The 18,461-nt window shown below is 26.3% G+C and carries 12 protein-coding genes; 11 read left to right on the top strand and 1 reads right to left on the bottom strand.

The annotated features are described in order from the left end of the window. Position 1: 1 nt before the first annotated feature. Entirely contained in the window at positions 2-1,666 is a 1,665-nt protein-coding gene (locus AC11VW_RS04650; RefSeq protein ID WP_484300230.1) for a leucine-rich repeat domain-containing protein, read from the bottom strand. Between the two features lie 203 nt (positions 1,667-1,869). Between AC11VW_RS04650 and AC11VW_RS04645 the strand changes: the two genes are divergently transcribed. The 11 genes from AC11VW_RS04645 (at position 1,870) to AC11VW_RS04595 (ending at position 18,382) form a co-directional block, all read left to right on the top strand. Continuing rightward, positions 1,870-3,129 carry a nucleotide sugar dehydrogenase gene (locus AC11VW_RS04645; RefSeq protein WP_484300229.1) on the top strand — a complete coding sequence of 420 codons (1,260 nt, stop codon included), beginning with the start codon at positions 1,870-1,872 and terminating at the stop codon, positions 3,127-3,129. Between the two features lie 42 nt (positions 3,130-3,171). Then, the gene (locus AC11VW_RS04640) at positions 3,172-4,827 is read left to right on the top strand and encodes a CgeB family protein (protein ID WP_484300228.1); all 1,656 of its coding nucleotides are present in this window, start codon (positions 3,172-3,174) and stop codon (positions 4,825-4,827) included. Positions 4,828-4,891: 64 nt separating this feature from the next. Continuing rightward, entirely contained in the window at positions 4,892-8,584 is a 3,693-nt protein-coding gene (locus tag AC11VW_RS04635) for a glycosyltransferase (RefSeq protein ID WP_484300227.1), read from the top strand. A gap of 441 nt (positions 8,585-9,025) precedes the next feature. Beyond that, entirely contained in the window at positions 9,026-9,811 is a 786-nt protein-coding gene (locus AC11VW_RS04630) for a G5 domain-containing protein (protein WP_484300226.1), read from the top strand. A 242-nt stretch (positions 9,812-10,053) separates the two neighbouring features. Next, positions 10,054-11,127, top strand: coding sequence for a uroporphyrinogen decarboxylase family protein (locus AC11VW_RS04625; RefSeq protein WP_484300225.1), 1,074 nt, complete (start codon positions 10,054-10,056; stop codon positions 11,125-11,127). 12 nt (positions 11,128-11,139) lie between these two features. Further along, positions 11,140-11,817 carry a corrinoid protein gene (locus AC11VW_RS04620; protein WP_484300224.1) on the top strand — a complete coding sequence of 226 codons (678 nt, stop codon included), beginning with the start codon at positions 11,140-11,142 and terminating at the stop codon, positions 11,815-11,817. Further along, entirely contained in the window at positions 11,818-12,837 is a 1,020-nt protein-coding gene (locus AC11VW_RS04615) for a methylcobamide:CoM methyltransferase MtbA (RefSeq protein WP_484300223.1), read from the top strand. 11 nt (positions 12,838-12,848) lie between these two features. Further along, positions 12,849-14,645: an ASKHA domain-containing protein gene (locus tag AC11VW_RS04610; RefSeq protein ID WP_484300222.1), complete on the top strand. Its 1,797-nt coding sequence runs from the start codon at positions 12,849-12,851 to the stop codon at positions 14,643-14,645. 12 nt (positions 14,646-14,657) lie between these two features. Beyond that, positions 14,658-15,563: a GTP-binding protein gene (locus tag AC11VW_RS04605; protein ID WP_484300221.1), complete on the top strand. Its 906-nt coding sequence runs from the start codon at positions 14,658-14,660 to the stop codon at positions 15,561-15,563. An 11-nt stretch (positions 15,564-15,574) separates the two neighbouring features. Next, on the top strand, positions 15,575-16,459 hold the full coding sequence (locus tag AC11VW_RS04600) for a uroporphyrinogen decarboxylase family protein (RefSeq protein ID WP_484300220.1): 885 nt from the start codon (positions 15,575-15,577) through the stop codon (positions 16,457-16,459). A gap of 225 nt (positions 16,460-16,684) precedes the next feature. Further along, the gene (locus tag AC11VW_RS04595) at positions 16,685-18,382 is read left to right on the top strand and encodes a phospho-sugar mutase (RefSeq protein ID WP_484300219.1); all 1,698 of its coding nucleotides are present in this window, start codon (positions 16,685-16,687) and stop codon (positions 18,380-18,382) included. Positions 18,383-18,461 lie beyond the last annotated feature (79 nt).

Raw genomic sequence — 18,461 nt, 5'->3', positions numbered from 1 at the left:
ATTATTGTCCAGGAGTAGGTACTAAAGTTACATTAACAACACCTGAGAAAATGCCATCATGTGAGAAATTAAAATAAGCATCAGTAGAAACATCAATATTCTCCCATACGATAGTAGAACAGTCACAGCTTTCACCTTCATAGCATGAACCATTATCTGATATAAAATCTATACATGGGATAAATCCATGTAAATCTTTTAGGAAGTTAAGTTCAAGCATAAAAGTATTATCAACTGCAGGATTTATTATACCTAAATCTATAGTTTGACTAAGAGCATCAATTGTTGCATGTAGATTTTCAAGGTAAGATATATCAGAAATCTTATTAACTGAAATATTTAAGTAAGATAGGTGAATAAGATTAGAAAGTACTGATATATCAGAGATTAGATTATAAGATAAATCTAAATGATATAAATTTTTAAGATTATAAAGTGGTGATATATCAACTATTATATTTCCTGATAAATTTAAATATGATAATTCTGTTAAATCAGCCAAAGGACTAATATCAGAAATCATATTCTGAGAAGCAGCTTTTACACTAAATGTTGATACATTAGGATTTGATAAATCTAGCGTTTTTAATTTAAATAAATTAGAAAGAGCTGATATATCAGTTATATTATTTTCATTAGCTACTAAAACTTCTAAGTTTGGTAAATTACCGATATAGCTAATATCAGAATTATTAGCATTTGTTTTAGAGATATCTAAATACGTTAAATTTGGTGTGTATTGTAAAATGCTAAAATCTTCGGAAACGCCACCTGATAAATCTAGTGTAGTAATAGACTCAAGTTCCCCTCTTGTAAATGGTTCAGTAGATCCTTCGGGTCTACCAAGGGCTTTATTTAAAGCTTCTACAGTAGATTGGTCTGTAACCTCTACAGGAGGAGCAAGCTTTAATTTAAAATTAACATTTACTTCATAGAAATAATAATCACCTATTTCTCCTATAGGAGATACTTTATCTGGATTAGCTGCAGCTTCTACTAAAAAGTCAACAGATTTAAATGTTGGAGAATTCACAGGAAGACATATGTTAAATGAATCTCCTAAAAATGAATCATTTTCTAAAACATATATATCCAAACCATCTATATAATTATTTGATCTAGGTGGATTAGGTTTATTATTATATAAAGCTACTGAATATGATATATATGGTTTTAGAGTTACTTTCTTATATTCTATAACTACAGGAATAGGTTGAGTACATATGTTTTCAAGAGTACTGTTAAATTCAACTGTTTTTTCAGTTACATCTAAGTTTTGTAATAGAGGTAAGTTAGCATAAGAAAGTAAAGTAACTGACTTTAATACTGGATATTCAAATTTAGATTTTTCTACTTTGATTAATAAATTTCTACTACCTATAAAGTACTCAGTTCTAGGGTTAGGATCTTCTAAGATATTAACTTCATTTGTAGTTTCATTAAAGCTAGCTACCTTATCCATGTTAATATTTTCTAAAGTTTTTAAATCGTCTTTTTTATCAGTAGTATCGGTATTAACAGTTTCATTAATAGAATTGACATCATTAGTTTTGTAATTTTTAGTGATTTCTAGGTTGTCATTTTGGTTACTAGATTTACTGTTAAGCTTATTAAAGAAAAGTTTCAGTTTAGATATTTTAGGTTGCCAATTTGAAATTTTAATCACCCTCTTTATTAATATATAAGACTAACTAATAGTTATAAGTTAGTATATAACATATTATGTAGCTTGACATTAAAGGTGATATATTTAAAGAAGAATATAATAATAGTTAACAAAAAGCAATATATAAACATAATATAAATAAATTATAAACTATTCTATAGAAGACATAATATAATAAAATCTAAAATATAGGTGATATGAAAATGGGAAAAAAAATCTGCGTATTAGGATTAGGATATATAGGACTTCCAACAGCAGCAATATTAGCAGATAATGGCTATGATGTCGTTGGAGTAGATATAAATAAAGAAGTTATAGAGAATTTAAATAAAGGAAAAGTAATAATAGAAGAACCATATATTGACGAAATAGTAAAAGACGTTGTAAATAAGAAAAAACTCATAGGCAAAAATGAACCATGTAAAGCTGATGTATTTATAATATGTGTTCCAACGCCAATAAGAGAGGATAAAAAAGCAGACATGACTTATGTAATAGGTGCAATTAATAGTATATTACCATATATAAGAAAAAACAATATAGTTATTTTAGAGTCAACATCACCAGTAGGAACAACTGAAAAAATTATAAAACCTATCCTTGAAAAAACTAACCTAAAAGTAGGGCAAGAGATATACTTAGGCTACTGTCCAGAAAGAGTAATCCCAGGAAAAATAATAGAAGAACTATCAAACAATAACAGAATAATAGGAGGAATAAATGAAATATCTGCGTTAAAGATAAAAGAGATTTATAAAAATTTTGTAAAAGGTCAATTATATACAACTGATACAAATACTGCAGAAATGGTAAAACTTACAGAAAATACTTTTAGAGATGTTAACATAGCTTTAGCGAATGAATTATTAAAAGTATGTGATGATTTAGAAATAAATGTATGGGAGTTAATAAAATATTGCAATAAACATCCAAGAGTAGATATTTTAAATCCAGGGCCAGGGGTTGGAGGGCATTGTTTAGCTGTTGATCCATGGTTTATAGTAGAAGCTTCAGAAAATTTAGCTAATATAGTAAAACTTTCAAGACAGACAAATGACTCTATGCCACAGTATGTTTTTGATAAAATAGAAAAGTTAACTAAAGATATAGAAGGAAGTAAGAAAATATCAATACTAGGTATGACATATAAAAAGGATATAGATGATATGAGAGAAAGTCCTATCGTACATTTAGTAGATATTTTAAAAGAAAACAATTATAAAGTATGCATATATGATCCATATGTAAGAGAGTATGAAAATTTAGAAAAAGATTTACTAAGCTGTGTTAAAGATAGTGATTTATTAGTATTAGGAGTAGATCATTGTGCATTTGAAAATATACACTATGAAGAAATTTATAAAGCTATGAAAGGAAAAATAATACTAGATACTAGGAAATTTTTAGATGAAGATGAAATGAAGGAAATAGGATTTATCTATAAATTATTAGGAAGAAATTAATAAAAATAGCGATAATTTATCAAAGGAGGTGAATGATTATTTGTGAATACAGAGTATACAAATAAAGGAAATTATATTTTAAATGAAGATTTAAACAAACTAGATTTATCAAATCAGATGTCAATTGATGAACTTAAAATTGCATGTATATTTGATTCTTTTACAATGAGTTGTTATGAAAATATGTGTAAATTAATAAAAATAAGTTCAAAAAACTGGAAATATGAGTTAGAAATTAATAGACCACATATGTTGTTAGTGGAATCTGCTTGGCATGGAAATGATGGACAATGGAGCAGAAAAATACAGAATATAAATAATCATAATATAAAAGAGTTGCAAGAATTGGTAACTTGGTGTAAAACAAATAAAATACCAACTGTATTTTGGAATAAAGAAGACCCTGTTCATTATGAACATTTTGTTGAAACTGCTAAATTATTTGACTATATATTTACAACTGACGAGGATATTATACCAAGATATAAAAATGAATTAAATCATGGTACAGTATATCCACTACCGTTTGGAGCTCAACCTAAAATACACAATCCAATAAAGATATATGATAAGAAAATAGAAAAAGCTTGTTTTGCAGGTAGTTTTTATAACAATAAATATCCAGATCGAAGAAAAAATTTAGAAAATATTTTAAGACTAGCTATAGAACAAATAGGACTTGATATATATGATAGAAATTATAATCTTAAAAATCCACTATATAAATATCCTAAACAATTTAGTCCATATATAAAAGGATATCTTGAAACAAATGAATTAGAAAAGTGCAACAAAGGATATAAAATTGTGTTAAATGTAAATTCTGTAACAAATTCACCAACAATGTTTTCAAGAAGGGTATTCGAAGGTTTAGCATGTGGGACGCCAGTAATTAGTTCATATTCATTGGGGATAAAAAAAATATTTAAAGATATAGTAACATCTAGTGATGATATAGCAGAACTTAAAGATGAATTTATAAAATTAAAAGATGATAATTATTATGAAAAAAAGGCAATAAAAGGTATTAGAGAGGTATTAAGCAATCATACTTATAAAGATAGATTAATGTTTATATTAGATAAGATACGCATAAAAATAGATGATAAAAAGCCGACAGTATGTGCTTTAAGTATTATAAATACTGTTGATGATTTTATAAAAATAAAATCAATGTATGATAAACAAATATATAAACACAAAAAATTATGTGTATTAGTAAAATATTCTGAAGTTTATGATTATATTAAAAAAAATGATGATATAACAATAATATTAAATATTGATAAAAATAAAAGACAATGCATAAGTAACTTATTAGATGCAAGCTATATAGGTATTATGAATGTTAATAACTATTATGGTAAGTATTACTTTAAAGATTTAATTAATGCAACTTTATATGCTGATGCAGAATTTATAGGAAAGAAATCATTTTTTAAATTTAAAGAAAGTAAATTAAATGTAGAAAATGAAAATATGGAAATTCAGTATGTAGATTCGTTAGACTTAGACAAATGCATAATTAAAAGTAGAATACTAAGCCAATACAATATAGAAGAATTATTAAAATTTATAGATATAAATTATATAGATAGATTTGAATTTGGATGTAGGTATTTTTCTGTAGATAAATATAATTTTATAGAATCTGTAAGTAAAATAAATACTACTTATTGTCATTATATAGAAATATAAAAATTTGTCACCTATAAAATTTTTGGAACATACAATAAATAAGACAAATTGAGGTGATAAAATCATGTTAGAAAATGAATATATATTTAAAGATAAAAGAGAAATAAATTATCTGTTTTTTAAGGAAAGCTCAGACTACTTAATAATAGTATTTAGTGGATATCCAGTTGATACTCCTAAATATCAATATATTAATTATTTAAGTGATATAAAAAGTAATAGACTATATATATTAGATAATTTTGGTTTTATGAAAAGAGGTTGCTGGTATTTGTGCGAAAAAATGGACTTTACTGTAGAGGAATCAATTATAAATTTAATCAGATATATTCAAGAAACTAATAATATTCAAGATGAAAATGTAATATTAGGAGGATCTTCAAAAGGAGGATTTGCAAGTTTATACTATGGAATTAAGTATAAATTTGGTCATATAATAGCAGCTGCACCACAAGTATTTTTAGGTGATTATCTTACAACTAATAAATATTTCGAAAAAATTCTTGAAGAAATTGGTACAAATGATACACTTTTCAATAAGAAATTTTTCAACGATATATTAATAAATTTACCTATATGTAATAAAAGTAAATTTTACTTTTATTGTGGAATAGATGATTTTCATTTGCAAGAACATTTAACACCTTTAATTAGAAAAATAAATAAAAATCATAATCTAATGTATATAGATATATTTAAAGGAGGTCATTCTGTGGGACCTATATTTGGACCGAAGCTTAATGAAATTGTAAAAAGTATAATAAAAAACTCAGTAAATTTCACATCTCAGAAAAAAACAGATTTATTCATAAATGAAAATATAGATATAGATAAAATAGAAAATGAATTTGATGTAAAACGTACACAAAAGAATTTAGACATTAAAAAAGATGATAATAACCTAAAATTTTCTATAATAGTAGCAATTTATAACAATGGGCAATTATTATTAAATAGATGTTTTAGAAGTTTAAAAGAAAGCAGTATGTTTGAAAATATAGAGATAATATTAGTTGATGATGGTTCTAGTGATAATGAAACTATAGATATAATGAAAAATTTACAACAAAAATATAGCAATGTAAAAACATATTTTTTTGAAACTGGTGGAAGTGGAAGTGCGGCAAGGCCTAGAAATAAGGGTGTTAAAATTGCAACCACAAATTATATATCATATTTAGATCCAGACAATGAGGCAGCAAATGATGGATATACAAAGTTATACACTACCATAATAGATGGAACCTATGATATGGTAGTAGGAAATATAATATTTGACGATGGTAAGAAAAAAACTATAAATAATTATTATAGCAAGTTTTTAAAAGCTAATGATGAAAAAGATGAGAGTAACGATGGTAAAAACACACTAATTAAAACCTTTTTTATGGCTGAGAGTATACAGGCAGCATTAATTAAAAAAGATTTAGTAATTTCTAATAATTTAACTATGGTAAATGGAGCAATAGGAGAAGATACGTTATTCTTTTATGAATTAGTTTTAAACTCAAAAGAAACTAAAGTTATAAATGAAGTGATTCATATTTATTACAACAAAGAAGAAGGATCCGTAACTAATGTAGTTGATAAAAAATTCTTCGAAAAATATTTAATTATAGAGCCTATAAAAAAACAAACACTTGAAAAATATGGATTATTAAAACAGTACTTAGAAAAAAGATATGAACCATATTTTTTAGCTTGGTACATTCAAAGATTAAGAAAAGTTAAAATAGAAGAAAAAGAAGAATGTGAAAAAATACTTGATAAAATATATGATATTTATAAAGATGTTTGGGACGTAAAAAATAAAGACTTAAAAAATTACTTTATACAAAGAAATATATATGATGAAAAACAATTTAAATTTACTATTATAATAGCGTCATATAATAATGGAAATTATCTTAAAGATAGATGTATAAAAAGTCTTAAACGAAGCAGCATGTTTAAAGAAATAGAAATTATAATTGTAGATGATGGATCGAGTGATAAAAATACTTTAGATATAATAAATACTTTAGAAAAAGAACATAAAAATATAAGAACCTATTTCTTTGAAAGTGGAGGAAGTGGAAGTGCTTCAAGACCAAGGAACAAAGGTGTAGAGTTGGCAACAACAGAGTATATAACATATTTAGATCCAGACAATGAAGCTTTTGGTGATTCATATAAAAAGCTTTACGATGAAATTATAGATACAGGTGCAGATATAGTTATTGGAAATATATTATTTGTAGACTCAAAAGGTAAAAAAATAAATGATTATTACAATACATTTTTAAAAGTTAACGATAATAACTATGTATCTTATGATGGTAAAAAAATACTATGTGATACTAACTTTATGGCACAAAGCATACAGGCATCACTAATTAAAAAAAGAGTCCTAACTGATAATAATTTAGCTATGGTAAATGGATCAATAGGAGAAGATACATTATTTTTTTATCAATTATTAATTTTTTCTAAAAAAATAAAAGTAATAAAGGATATAGTTCACAGTTACTATACATCAGTAGAAGGTTCAACAACTAATACAATAGATATAAATTATTTTTACAAACATCTATTATTAGAAAAAGAAAAAAGAAAGTTTTTGCAAAATAGTGGATTATTAAATATATTTTTACAAACAAAACATGAAAATTATTTTAAAGCATGGATTTTCAATAAATTAAAAGATACTAATAGAGAAGAACTTCTAAAAGCGCAGGATATTTTAGACGAAATATATACATTATATGAAGATGTATGGATTATAAAAAATAATGTTTTATTAAATTATTTTAAAACTAGAAAAGTTTATAATGAAAGAAGTATGAAAATGTCTATAATAGTTCCTATATATAATAATGGAAGTTATTTAATAGAAAGATGTATAAATAGTTTAAGAAGAAGTAGTATGTTTGATGATATGGAAATAATATTAGTTGATGATGGTTCAACTGATAATTATACAATTGATATAGTTAAACAATTAGAAAGAGAACACAAAAATATAAAAACATATTTCTTTGAAAGAGGAGGCAGTGGGAGTGCTTCAAGACCAAGAAATTATGGAATAAAATTAGCAACTACAAATTATATATCATATTTAGATCCAGACAATGAAGCTGTAGGTGATGGATATTTTGAATTATTTACAAATATTTTAGGAACTGATTATGATATGGTTATAGGAAATATATTATTCAAGCTAGAAGATTTTAAATGTAATGATTATTATAATAAATTTTTAGCTGTTACTAATCAAGTAAGTGAAGGTAATAACTGTAAAGATATTTTACTAAAAACAGATTTTATAGCTCAAAGCATACAAGCATGTATAATAAGAACAGATTTAATAATTAATAATAACTTAAATATGGTAGAAGGTGCTATAGGTCAAGATACACTATTTTTCTATGAGTTAATGCTAACTAGCAAAAAAGTTAAGGTTATAAATGATAATATTCATATATACTATACAAAGGTGAAAGATTCAGTAACAAATACTATTGATGTAAATTATTTTAAAAAACATTTATTGCTAGAACAAGAAAAAAGAAAAAGATTAGAAAAATACAACGTATTAGAAGAATATTTAGATAAAAGACAAGACACTCATTTTGCAGGATATATATTTGAAAAACTAAAAAATGTTAAAGAAGAAGATTATAAAGAATCAGAGAAAATAGTAAACCAAATATATAATCTTTATGCCGATAAATGGCAATTAAAATATAGAGTACTAAAAAGCTATTTTAATAAATAAAAGAAAAATCTCTTAAAGTGGCATAAATCTTAAATATGTATATAGGTTTGTACAAAACCTAACTTATGTCACTTTAATTTATAAATATTAATCCATAAAAACCTATACGAAAATTTAATTTCTAAAAATTAAATAACACAAATAGATAATATAAGAGATTATAAAACATGACGATTCAAGTCTGTTTATATCTCTTTTTTGTATTGCAAGAATATAAAAAACTAAAGAAATAACTATATTTTTACTAAGTTTTACATTAGTACCGTCTTCTTCAAAATTATTATTAAGATTATTATTTTCAGAAGAAAAATCAATATTACAAAGTCAACTAAAAAGAATAAATATAAAAGTTACAAATTAGTTACATATTTTATAATCTATATTAATATATATATTTATAAGCAAATTTAAAGTTAGTTTGCAAAATAAAGGGGGACTGTTATGAAAGAATGTAAAATAATAATAGCCAGTATAATAGGAGTATGCATAATGTCGATTTTGTTAGGTGGATATTGGACTTTAAAAAAAGAACAACTAAGTATCGTAGTCAAAGGGAAAGAACAAAATATTTCAACTTTCAAAAAAACGGTTAAAGAACTATTAGATGAATCCGAAATAACATATGATAAAGATGATAAAATAACACCTAGTTTAGATACCAAATTAGTTGATTATATGGATATAAAAGTTACAGAAGTAAAAAAATTAACACAAAAAGAATATGAAAATATTCCTTTTGAAGTTAATTTAGTAGAAGATAAAAACATAGAAAAAGGAAATACGAAAATAGAACAAGAAGGAAAAGAAGGTAAAAAAGAATTAGTTTATGAACTTACATATAATGATGGAGATTTGGTAGATAAAAAATTAGTTAAAGAAGTTATATCACAAGAACCAATAGATAAGATTGTAAAAAAAGGTATAAAAGAAGAAGTAATAGTTGCATCAAGAAGTTCTAATTCAAGAAATATGAAAGTAGTAGCAACAGCATATGCAGGAGATGGTATAACATCTACAGGAACAAGACCTAAATGGGGAACTATTGCAGTTGATCCAAGAGTTATACCATATGGTTCAAAAGTATATATACCTCAATTTGGGATGACCTTTACAGCTGAAGATTGTGGTGGAGCAATAAAAGGAAACATAATAGATATTTTTATGGGAAGTGAAAGTCAAGCATATAGTTGGGGAAGACGAAGTATAGATATATATATTACAAAGTAAATTTAATATTTAGTGCGTAATTCTTCTTCTTCATTGAGTTGGAAGAATTATGCCCTATTGTAGGTTATAATTTAAAAAATATACAAATTAAGAAATATAAATATCTATAAAGTTGATCTATAAATAAATTCAATACAAACGAAGTAAGCTATTGATATTATCGATTTGTAGAAAATTAGTTAATAATGTAGAATATGAACTGATACTAAGTATAATTAGAAAATGTTAAAGGGGAAAAATTTATGAATTATACAATAAGAAAAGATCAAATGACTCCAAAAGAAAGAATGAAAGCGTTTGGAGATGGAAAAGCAATAGATAGAATACCATGTTCTCCTTTTCTTGGAGAGAGCGTTTCTCCTGTTTTTGGACATACAATATATGAATATAATCATTCAGTAGATGCATTAGTAGATGTAGCAGTGGGAAGCTTTGAAAAGTTTCGTCCAGACAGTATAGGATTTGGACCAGGTCTTCAAGGTATACCTGAAGCGATGGGAAGTGGAGTTACATTTCCAACAAACAATACACCATATATAAGTAAACCAGCTATAAGTGATTACAGTGAAATAGGTAAGTTAAGTCCTATAGATCCTTATAAGGATGGAAGAATACATTACTTTTTAGAAGCGCTTAAAATAACTAATGAAAAATTAAATCATGTAGTAGGTGTAGGAACTTCTGTAGGAGGACCTTTCACTACAGCATCTTTTTTAAGAGGAACTGATAAATTTTTAAGAGATTTAAGTAAAAATAAAGAGATGGCACATCAACTTTTAGAAATATCAACACAAAGTGTTATAAATTATATAGATGCGGCATGTGATATAGGTTTAGCACCAAGTTTAGCAGAACCAAATGCATCTTGTACTATGATTAGTGAAAAAAACTTTGTAGAATTTGCAAAACCATATCTAAAAAGATGTATGGATAGAATAATAGAAAGAACAGGTGGAGGAACAACACTTCATATTTGTGGAAAAACAAAAAAAGTTTGGGGTCATATGGTTGACATTGGAATAGCTAACCTAAGTTTAGATAATATAGAAGATATTGGAGAACTAAAAGATGCGTATGGTGACAAAGTATGCGTAATAGGAAATGTAGACCCTGTTGAAACAATAATGAGGGGAACTAAAGAAGATATATATAATGAAGCTAGAGAATGTATACGTAAAGCACATGATAGTAAAAAGGGATTTGTATTAAGTACAGGTTGTGATGTTCCTATAGGAACAGATCCGGAGAAAATAATAGCCCTTATGGATGCTGCAAGAATATTTGGAGCGTACCCAATTAATATAGATGAGTTGTAGGAGGTAGAGATTATGGCAAATTCAAAAGAAGCTTTATTAAATAGATTAGCGCAGTGTGTTGTAGAAATGGAAGACGAAATAGTTGTAGATATAGCAAGAGAATATATAGAAAATGATTTTGATGCTTATGAAGGTATAGCTAAAGGATTAGCTTGTGGAATGGAAGAAGCAGGTAAGTTATACGAAGAAGAAGAGTACTATATACCTGAACTTCTACTATGCTCAGATGCTATGTATGAAGGAATAGATATATTAAAGCCACATTTAAAAAAAGATGACACTAAAGAAAGTTATAAGGCAGTAGTAGGTGTTGTTGAAGGTGATACACACGATATTGGTAAGAATTTATTTAGAATAATGTTAGAAACCTCGGGATTTGAAGTTTATGACTTAGGAAGAGATGTAGCACCAATTGATTTTATAAATAAAGCTAAAGAAGTAAATGCAGATGTAGTAGGTTTATCAACTCTTATGACAACTACTATGGATAATATGGAAGTAGTTATAGATTTACTAAAAAAAGAAAATATGCGTGAAAATGTAATAGTAATGGTCGGTGGAGGACCTATATCACAAAGTTTTGCAGATAAAATTGGTGCAGATGGATATGCTTATGAAGCTTCAAAATCAGTAAAACTTGCGAAGGAATTAGTTATTAAAAAAAGAGCTAAGCATAAAGAGGTGGTATAGGTGAACCCAAAGGAAAGACTATATAAAGTTTTAAAAGGGGAAAAAGTAGATAGACCTCCTTGCATTTGCCCTGGTGGAATGATGAATATGATAGTTGAAGATGTTATGGATATAGAAGGTGTCAAATGGCCTAAAGCTCATAGTGACGCTGAAATGATGGCTGATTTAACACAAGGGATGTATAAAAATAATGGATTTGAAAATTTTGGAGTTCCATTTTGTATGACTGTAGAAGCAGAAGGAATGGGTGCAGATGTATATATGGGAACTAAAAATACAGAACCTAGGGTAACTCAGTATCCAATTGAGTCTGTTGTTGATTGGAAAAATTTAAGTAAAATAGATGTTAACAAAGGTAGAGCAAAAATAGTTATAGATGCTATAAAAATTTTAAAGGAAAGAAATGAAGAAGTTCCAATAATAGCGAATTTAACAGGGCCTATAAGTTTAGCATCATCACTTTTAGAGCCTATGATATATTACAAAGAAATTAGAAGAAAAAACCAACAAGCTCACGAATTTATGGAATTTGTTACAGATAATCTTATAGAATTTGGTAAAGCTCAGTTACAAGCAGGAGCAGATGTTCTTACTATATCAGACCCTAGTGGTACAGGAGAAATACTAGGTGCTAAAACTTTTAATGAATTTGCAATTCCATATTTAAATAAGATAATAGATACATTAAAAAGTTATGCTCCTGGAGGAACTATTATACATATATGTGGAAGATTAAAGAGCATATATCAAGAATTAAATACTTTGAATAGTGATGCTATTAGTTTCGATTCTATAACAAGTGCTAAACAGGTTATTGAAAACGTACCTAATAAAGTTATTATGGGAAATATTAGTACATTTGCACTTGAAAATAGTGATAAAGAAAGTATAGGAGCTATGTGTAATTCTTGTTTAAATAGTGGTGTGGATATATTATCTCCTGCTTGTGGAATCGGGGTAAGAACTAAACTTGAAAATATTAATATTTTAGTAGAATGTGCTAAGAATCATAAGAGATAAAGAGGTATCATATGAGTTATTTATACGTTAATGATAAAAGTTATGAATTTAAAACAGGTAAAAACCTTTTAGATATAATTCAAATGAATCACCTAGGGATGGAAAGTCCATGTGGTGGAAAAGGTATTTGTGGTAAATGTAAGATTAAAATATTAAATGGTGATATAAATAATCTAACAAATGAGGAATTAAAGTTTTTAACAAATGAAGAAATAGACAGTAATATAAGACTTAGTTGCTTGGTTTATCCAAAGGGAGATATAAGTATAGATTTTTTAGATAATGATAAAAAAAATCATAAAATCTTAACTGATGGATATATGCCAAAATTTAATAAATCTCCATTTCTTTCAAAAAATGTTTATAAGATAAATAAACCTACTTTAGAAAAAAATTTATCTTATGAAGATATTTTGATAAACACTATAGAAGGTAAAATAAAAGATAAATATACAATATTAAAACATCTACCAGAGATATTTGAAAAAGATGAGTTTACAGCAGTTTACTTAGGCAATGAATTAATAGGAATAGAAATTGATGATACTAGCGATAAATTATACTCTTTAGCGATAGACATAGGGACTACAACAGTAGTTGCATCATTAATAGATATAAATAGTGGATATGAAGTAAGTTGTGAAAGTGAAATAAATCCTCAAAAAGAATATGGTTTAGATGTATTATCACGTATTAATTTTACAAAAACAAAAGAAACTGGAGTAGATATATTACATAAAAGTATTATAAATTGCATTAATAAATTGATTAAAAATTTATGTCAAAAAAATAATATTAATGAAGAAAACATATATGAAGTTGCAGTAGCTGCAAACACAACAATGATGCATCTACTGTTAGGGGTTAGTCCAAGCTCAATAGGAAAATCACCGTATTCTCCAGTATTTATAAGTAGTAAAAATATAAGTTCTTCATCTTTAGGAATTAATATATCATCATTTGGTAGAGTTTACTTATTACCAGGGGTATCAAGCTATATTGGAGCTGATATTGTAGCTGGAGTTTGTGTATGTGACTTACATAAAGCTGATAAGAATATATTATTTATTGATATAGGAACTAATGGAGAAATTGTCTTATCTAAAAAAGGAGAGTTAACTTCATGTTCTTGTGCAGCAGGACCAGCATTAGAGGGGATGAATATAAGCTGTGGAATGAGAGCAGGAGAAGGAGCAATAGAAAATATAAAAATAAAAGATACTATACAAACTAAAGTTATAGAGGATAAAGATCCAACTGGGATTTGTGGAAGTGGAATTGTAGATGCTATAAGTGAATTAGCTAGATTAAAACTTATAGGAAAGACAGGAAGAATAAATAAAAAAAGTTCAGTTGAATCTGATGAAAATTTAAAACACTTAAGTGAGTGCATAGTAGATGAGGATAAAAAAAGAAAATTTGTACTAATCAAAGAACCTAAAGAAATATCTATAACTCAAGAAGATATACGCCAAGTACAATTGGCAAAAGGAGCTATATTATCTGGGTTTTATGCATTAGTTAATGAAATGAATATGGAAATTAATGACTTAGATGAAGTTATTATTGCAGGGCAATTTGGAAAACATCTTAGTGTAGAGAGTTTAGTTGGAGTTGGAATTATTCCAAAAGAACTTAAAGAAAAAATAAGGTATATAGGAAATTCTTCAAAGACAGGAGCTGTTATGACATTACTTTCTAAAGATATTAGAAATAGTATGGAGAATATAGCAAAGGATATAACTTACTTTGAACTATCTACAAAAGAAGGTTATGAAAGACTGTTTACAGATTGTTTGAAATTTTAAGAGGGTGAAGACATGATAAAGGTAGATATAATTTCAGGTTTTTTAGGATCTGGGAAAACAACATTAATAAAAAAACTTCTATATTCATTTAACAATGAAAGAGTAGTGATAATAGAAAATGAATTTGGAAAAATAGGAATTGATGGAGATATTATAAAAAAAGATGGATTTGAAGTAATAGAACTTCAAAATGGATGTATTTGTTGTAGTATAAAGTTAAACTTTAAAGATACTATCTTATCAATAATTAAAGAATTAAACCCAGATCGTATAATTATAGAACCAACAGGGATAGGACTATTAAGTGAGATAATAGCAATGTTAAATGATTCTAAGATAAAAGAAAGTTGTGTTATAAACTCTTTAATTACTGTAGTTGATGGTGTTAATTATTTTGATTATATAGATAACTTTGGAGATTTTTTTGAAGACCAAATATTAAATGCATCTATGCTTATAATAAGTAAAAGTCAATTTATAGATGATAATACATTAAATGATATAATAAATTCTTTAAAAAAACTAAATAAAAGAGCATATATAGTATCAGAAAACTGGGAAGACTTATCTTCTAAAAGTATAATAAATTTATTGAATGGAAATATACTTTCTGATTTAAATTGTTTACATAAAAAAGAAATAAATGAAACTATGAAAGGCATAACTTCTATATCTATTGAACCATCAAATACGTACAATGTAGATGAATTAGAAGATATATTTAAAAGTTTAAATAGTGGAAAATTTGGTAAAGTAATAAGAGGTAAGGGATTTTTAAATAGTAATAATAAATTTTTAGAATTTAATTATATAAATGGACATTATACTATAAATGAAAGTGAAATAAAAACTAATCCTAAGCTATGTATTATAGGAATAAATCTAAAAAAAGATAAGATAGTTAATATTTTTAGCTAGAGGTGTATATTATGAAAAGTATTTTTAAATGTAATCAAAATGATAATGAAGCTATACCTATGGAGATTATATATAATAATAATTTGAAATTTCCTAATCTACATAAAAACTCAAAAGATATTGCATATATATCTAAAAAATTGAAAGAATACAGAAGTGATAGTATATGTAAGCTTCCATTTTGTACAACTGTTGAAGCTGAATCTATGGGTGCTAATATAAATCTTGGAGATGAAAAAAATTGTCCGAGAATCAAATCTTATGCATATAATAACCTAGAAGAATTAAAAAATATAAAAGAAATAGATTTGTACAATGGAAGAATAAAGGAAGTACTAGATTCTATTGACATATTAAATAAGCAAGGTGAAATAGTAACTTTAAATGTATGCGGACCATTTACGATTATGTCTTTACTAATAGATTTAAAATATTTTTATAAGGGAATTAAAAAAAATAGAGATTTAGTAAATGATATTATGAAAATTATTGAGGATAATATAGTCAGATATACATTAGAAGGATTAAAAAAAGGAGCTAAAATAATATCTTATAGTGACCCTGTAGGAGATATTGATATAGTAGGTCCTAAAGTATATAAAGATGTACTCGCAGAAACGACTATCAACATAATAAAAAGAATAGAACATGAGCTAGACGATATTGTGATTCACTTATGTGGAAAAACATCTACAGCATTATATAATCTTGGATTTTGCGAATTGCAAGAAGTAAAATATGATGAAAAACTTACCTATGGAGAAGCTATATGTAGTTTACTAGATGATAAAGATGTGAAAATTATAGGTCATAACTGTATGAAAAGAACACCATACAAGATAAGTAACTCATTAATTTATAATATAAATTTAGCAAGTTATGATTTCAATAAATAATAATGAAACTTAGAAGCTTATTGAATAAAAAAGGGATGAAATTTTCATCCCTTTTTTGTTGATAATTTGTCGCAGAATGTATATATAAAGGTTATTTTTTTTATTGAAGTAAAATATTAATTATGCTTTCTTTACTTACATAGAAAAACAGTATAGAATAAATATTTATAAGCTTTTAGTAAAAAGTGGAATAATATCATACTAATTAGGGAAGGGAGATTAAATATGGATTATATGAAAAAATATGAAGAGTGGGCAAGTAATACATACTTCGATAATGAAACTAAAGCAGAACTTTTAGAATTGAAAAATAATGAAAAAGAGATAGAGGATAGATTTTATAAAGATTTAGAGTTTGGGACAGCGGGGCTTAGAGGGGTGATAGCAGCTGGAACTAATAGAATAAATAAATATACGGTAAGAAGAGCTACTTTTGGGCTTGCTAACTACATAATAAAAAATACTACAGAAGAAGAAAAAAACAGAGGAGTAGTTATAGCACATGATAATAGACATATGTCTAGAGAGTTTTGTATGGAAACTGCTAACACGTTAGCTGCATGTGGTATAAAAGCATACATATTTGATGATCTAAGAACTACACCAGAATTATCTTTTGCAGTTAGAAATTTAAATGCTATAGCAGGTGTTGTAATAACAGCAAGTCATAACCCAACAGAATACAACGGATATAAAGTATACTGGGAAGATGGAGCACAAGTTATGCCTCACATTGCAAATGCTATTACAGAAGAAATAAATAGAATACATGATTACAGTAAAATACCAACTATAACTGAAGAAAATAAAGACTTAGTTATAATGTTAGGTGCAGATGCAGATACAGAATTTATAGAAGCTGTTAAGAAGCAAGTTCTAAGAAAAAAATTAATACAAGAAGTAGCTAAGGACTTTAAGATAGTATTTACTCCACTTTGTGGAACTGGTAATGTTCCAATAAGACGTGCTTTATCTGAAGTTGGATTTGAAAATGTAATCGTAGTTAAAGAAGAAGAAAAGCCAGATCCTAACTTTGCTGGAATAGACTATCCAAATCCAGAAGATAAAAAGGCTTTAAATAGAGGGATAAATCTTGCTAAGGAAGTAGGAGCTGACCTTGTTATAGCAACTGATCCAGACTGTGATAGAGTTGGCGTTGCAGTAAAAACTACAAGCAAGGAATATGTTCTTTTAACAGGAAATCAAATAGGTGGAATGTTAACTAATTATATAATCGAAGGATTAAAAGAAAAGAATGAATTAAAAGAAAACTCAGCATTAATAAAGACAATAGTTACTTCTGAATTTGGTGCAGATATAGCAAAAGCAAATAATGTAGATGTATTAAATGTGCTTACAGGATTTAAATTTATAGGAGAAAAAATAAAGTTATTCGAACAAAGTAATGAAAAATCTTATGTATTTGGCTATGAAGAAAGTTATGGATACTTAGTTGGAACTCATGCTAGAGATAAAGATGGTGTAGTTGCATCTGTATTAATAGCTGAGATGGCAGCTTTTTATTATTCTAAAGGATTAAGTTTATATGAAGGTTTAGTAAAACTTTACAATAAATATGGATTCTTTAAAGAAGAAACTATTTCTTTAACTTTAAAAGGAATAGAAGGATTAGCTAAAATAAAAGATATAATATCTTACTTTAGAGAAAATGATATAAAATCAATAAATAATACTAAGGTATTAGATGTTAAGGATTACAGTAAGGGAATAGATAATCTTCCTAAGGCTGATGTTTTAAAATACTTCTTAGAAGATGGTTCTTGGGTAGCTATAAGACCTTCAGGAACAGAGCCAAAACTTAAGTTTTATATAGCTGTAAAAGGAGAAACTGAAGAAAACTCTAATGAAAAAATTAAAGGAATAAAGGTTGATATAAATAAGACTATAGAAAAATTAATATAATAAATTAAGGATGTAGCTAAAGTTACATCCTTAATTTATTATATGCATATATATAAATAGTATATAAATATAATAAATT

The sequence above is a fragment of the Romboutsia sp. genome, from assembly GCF_056995035.1.
The sequence above is the reverse complement of the archived record's forward strand: the minus strand, read 5'-3'. Positions and strand labels throughout refer to the sequence as shown.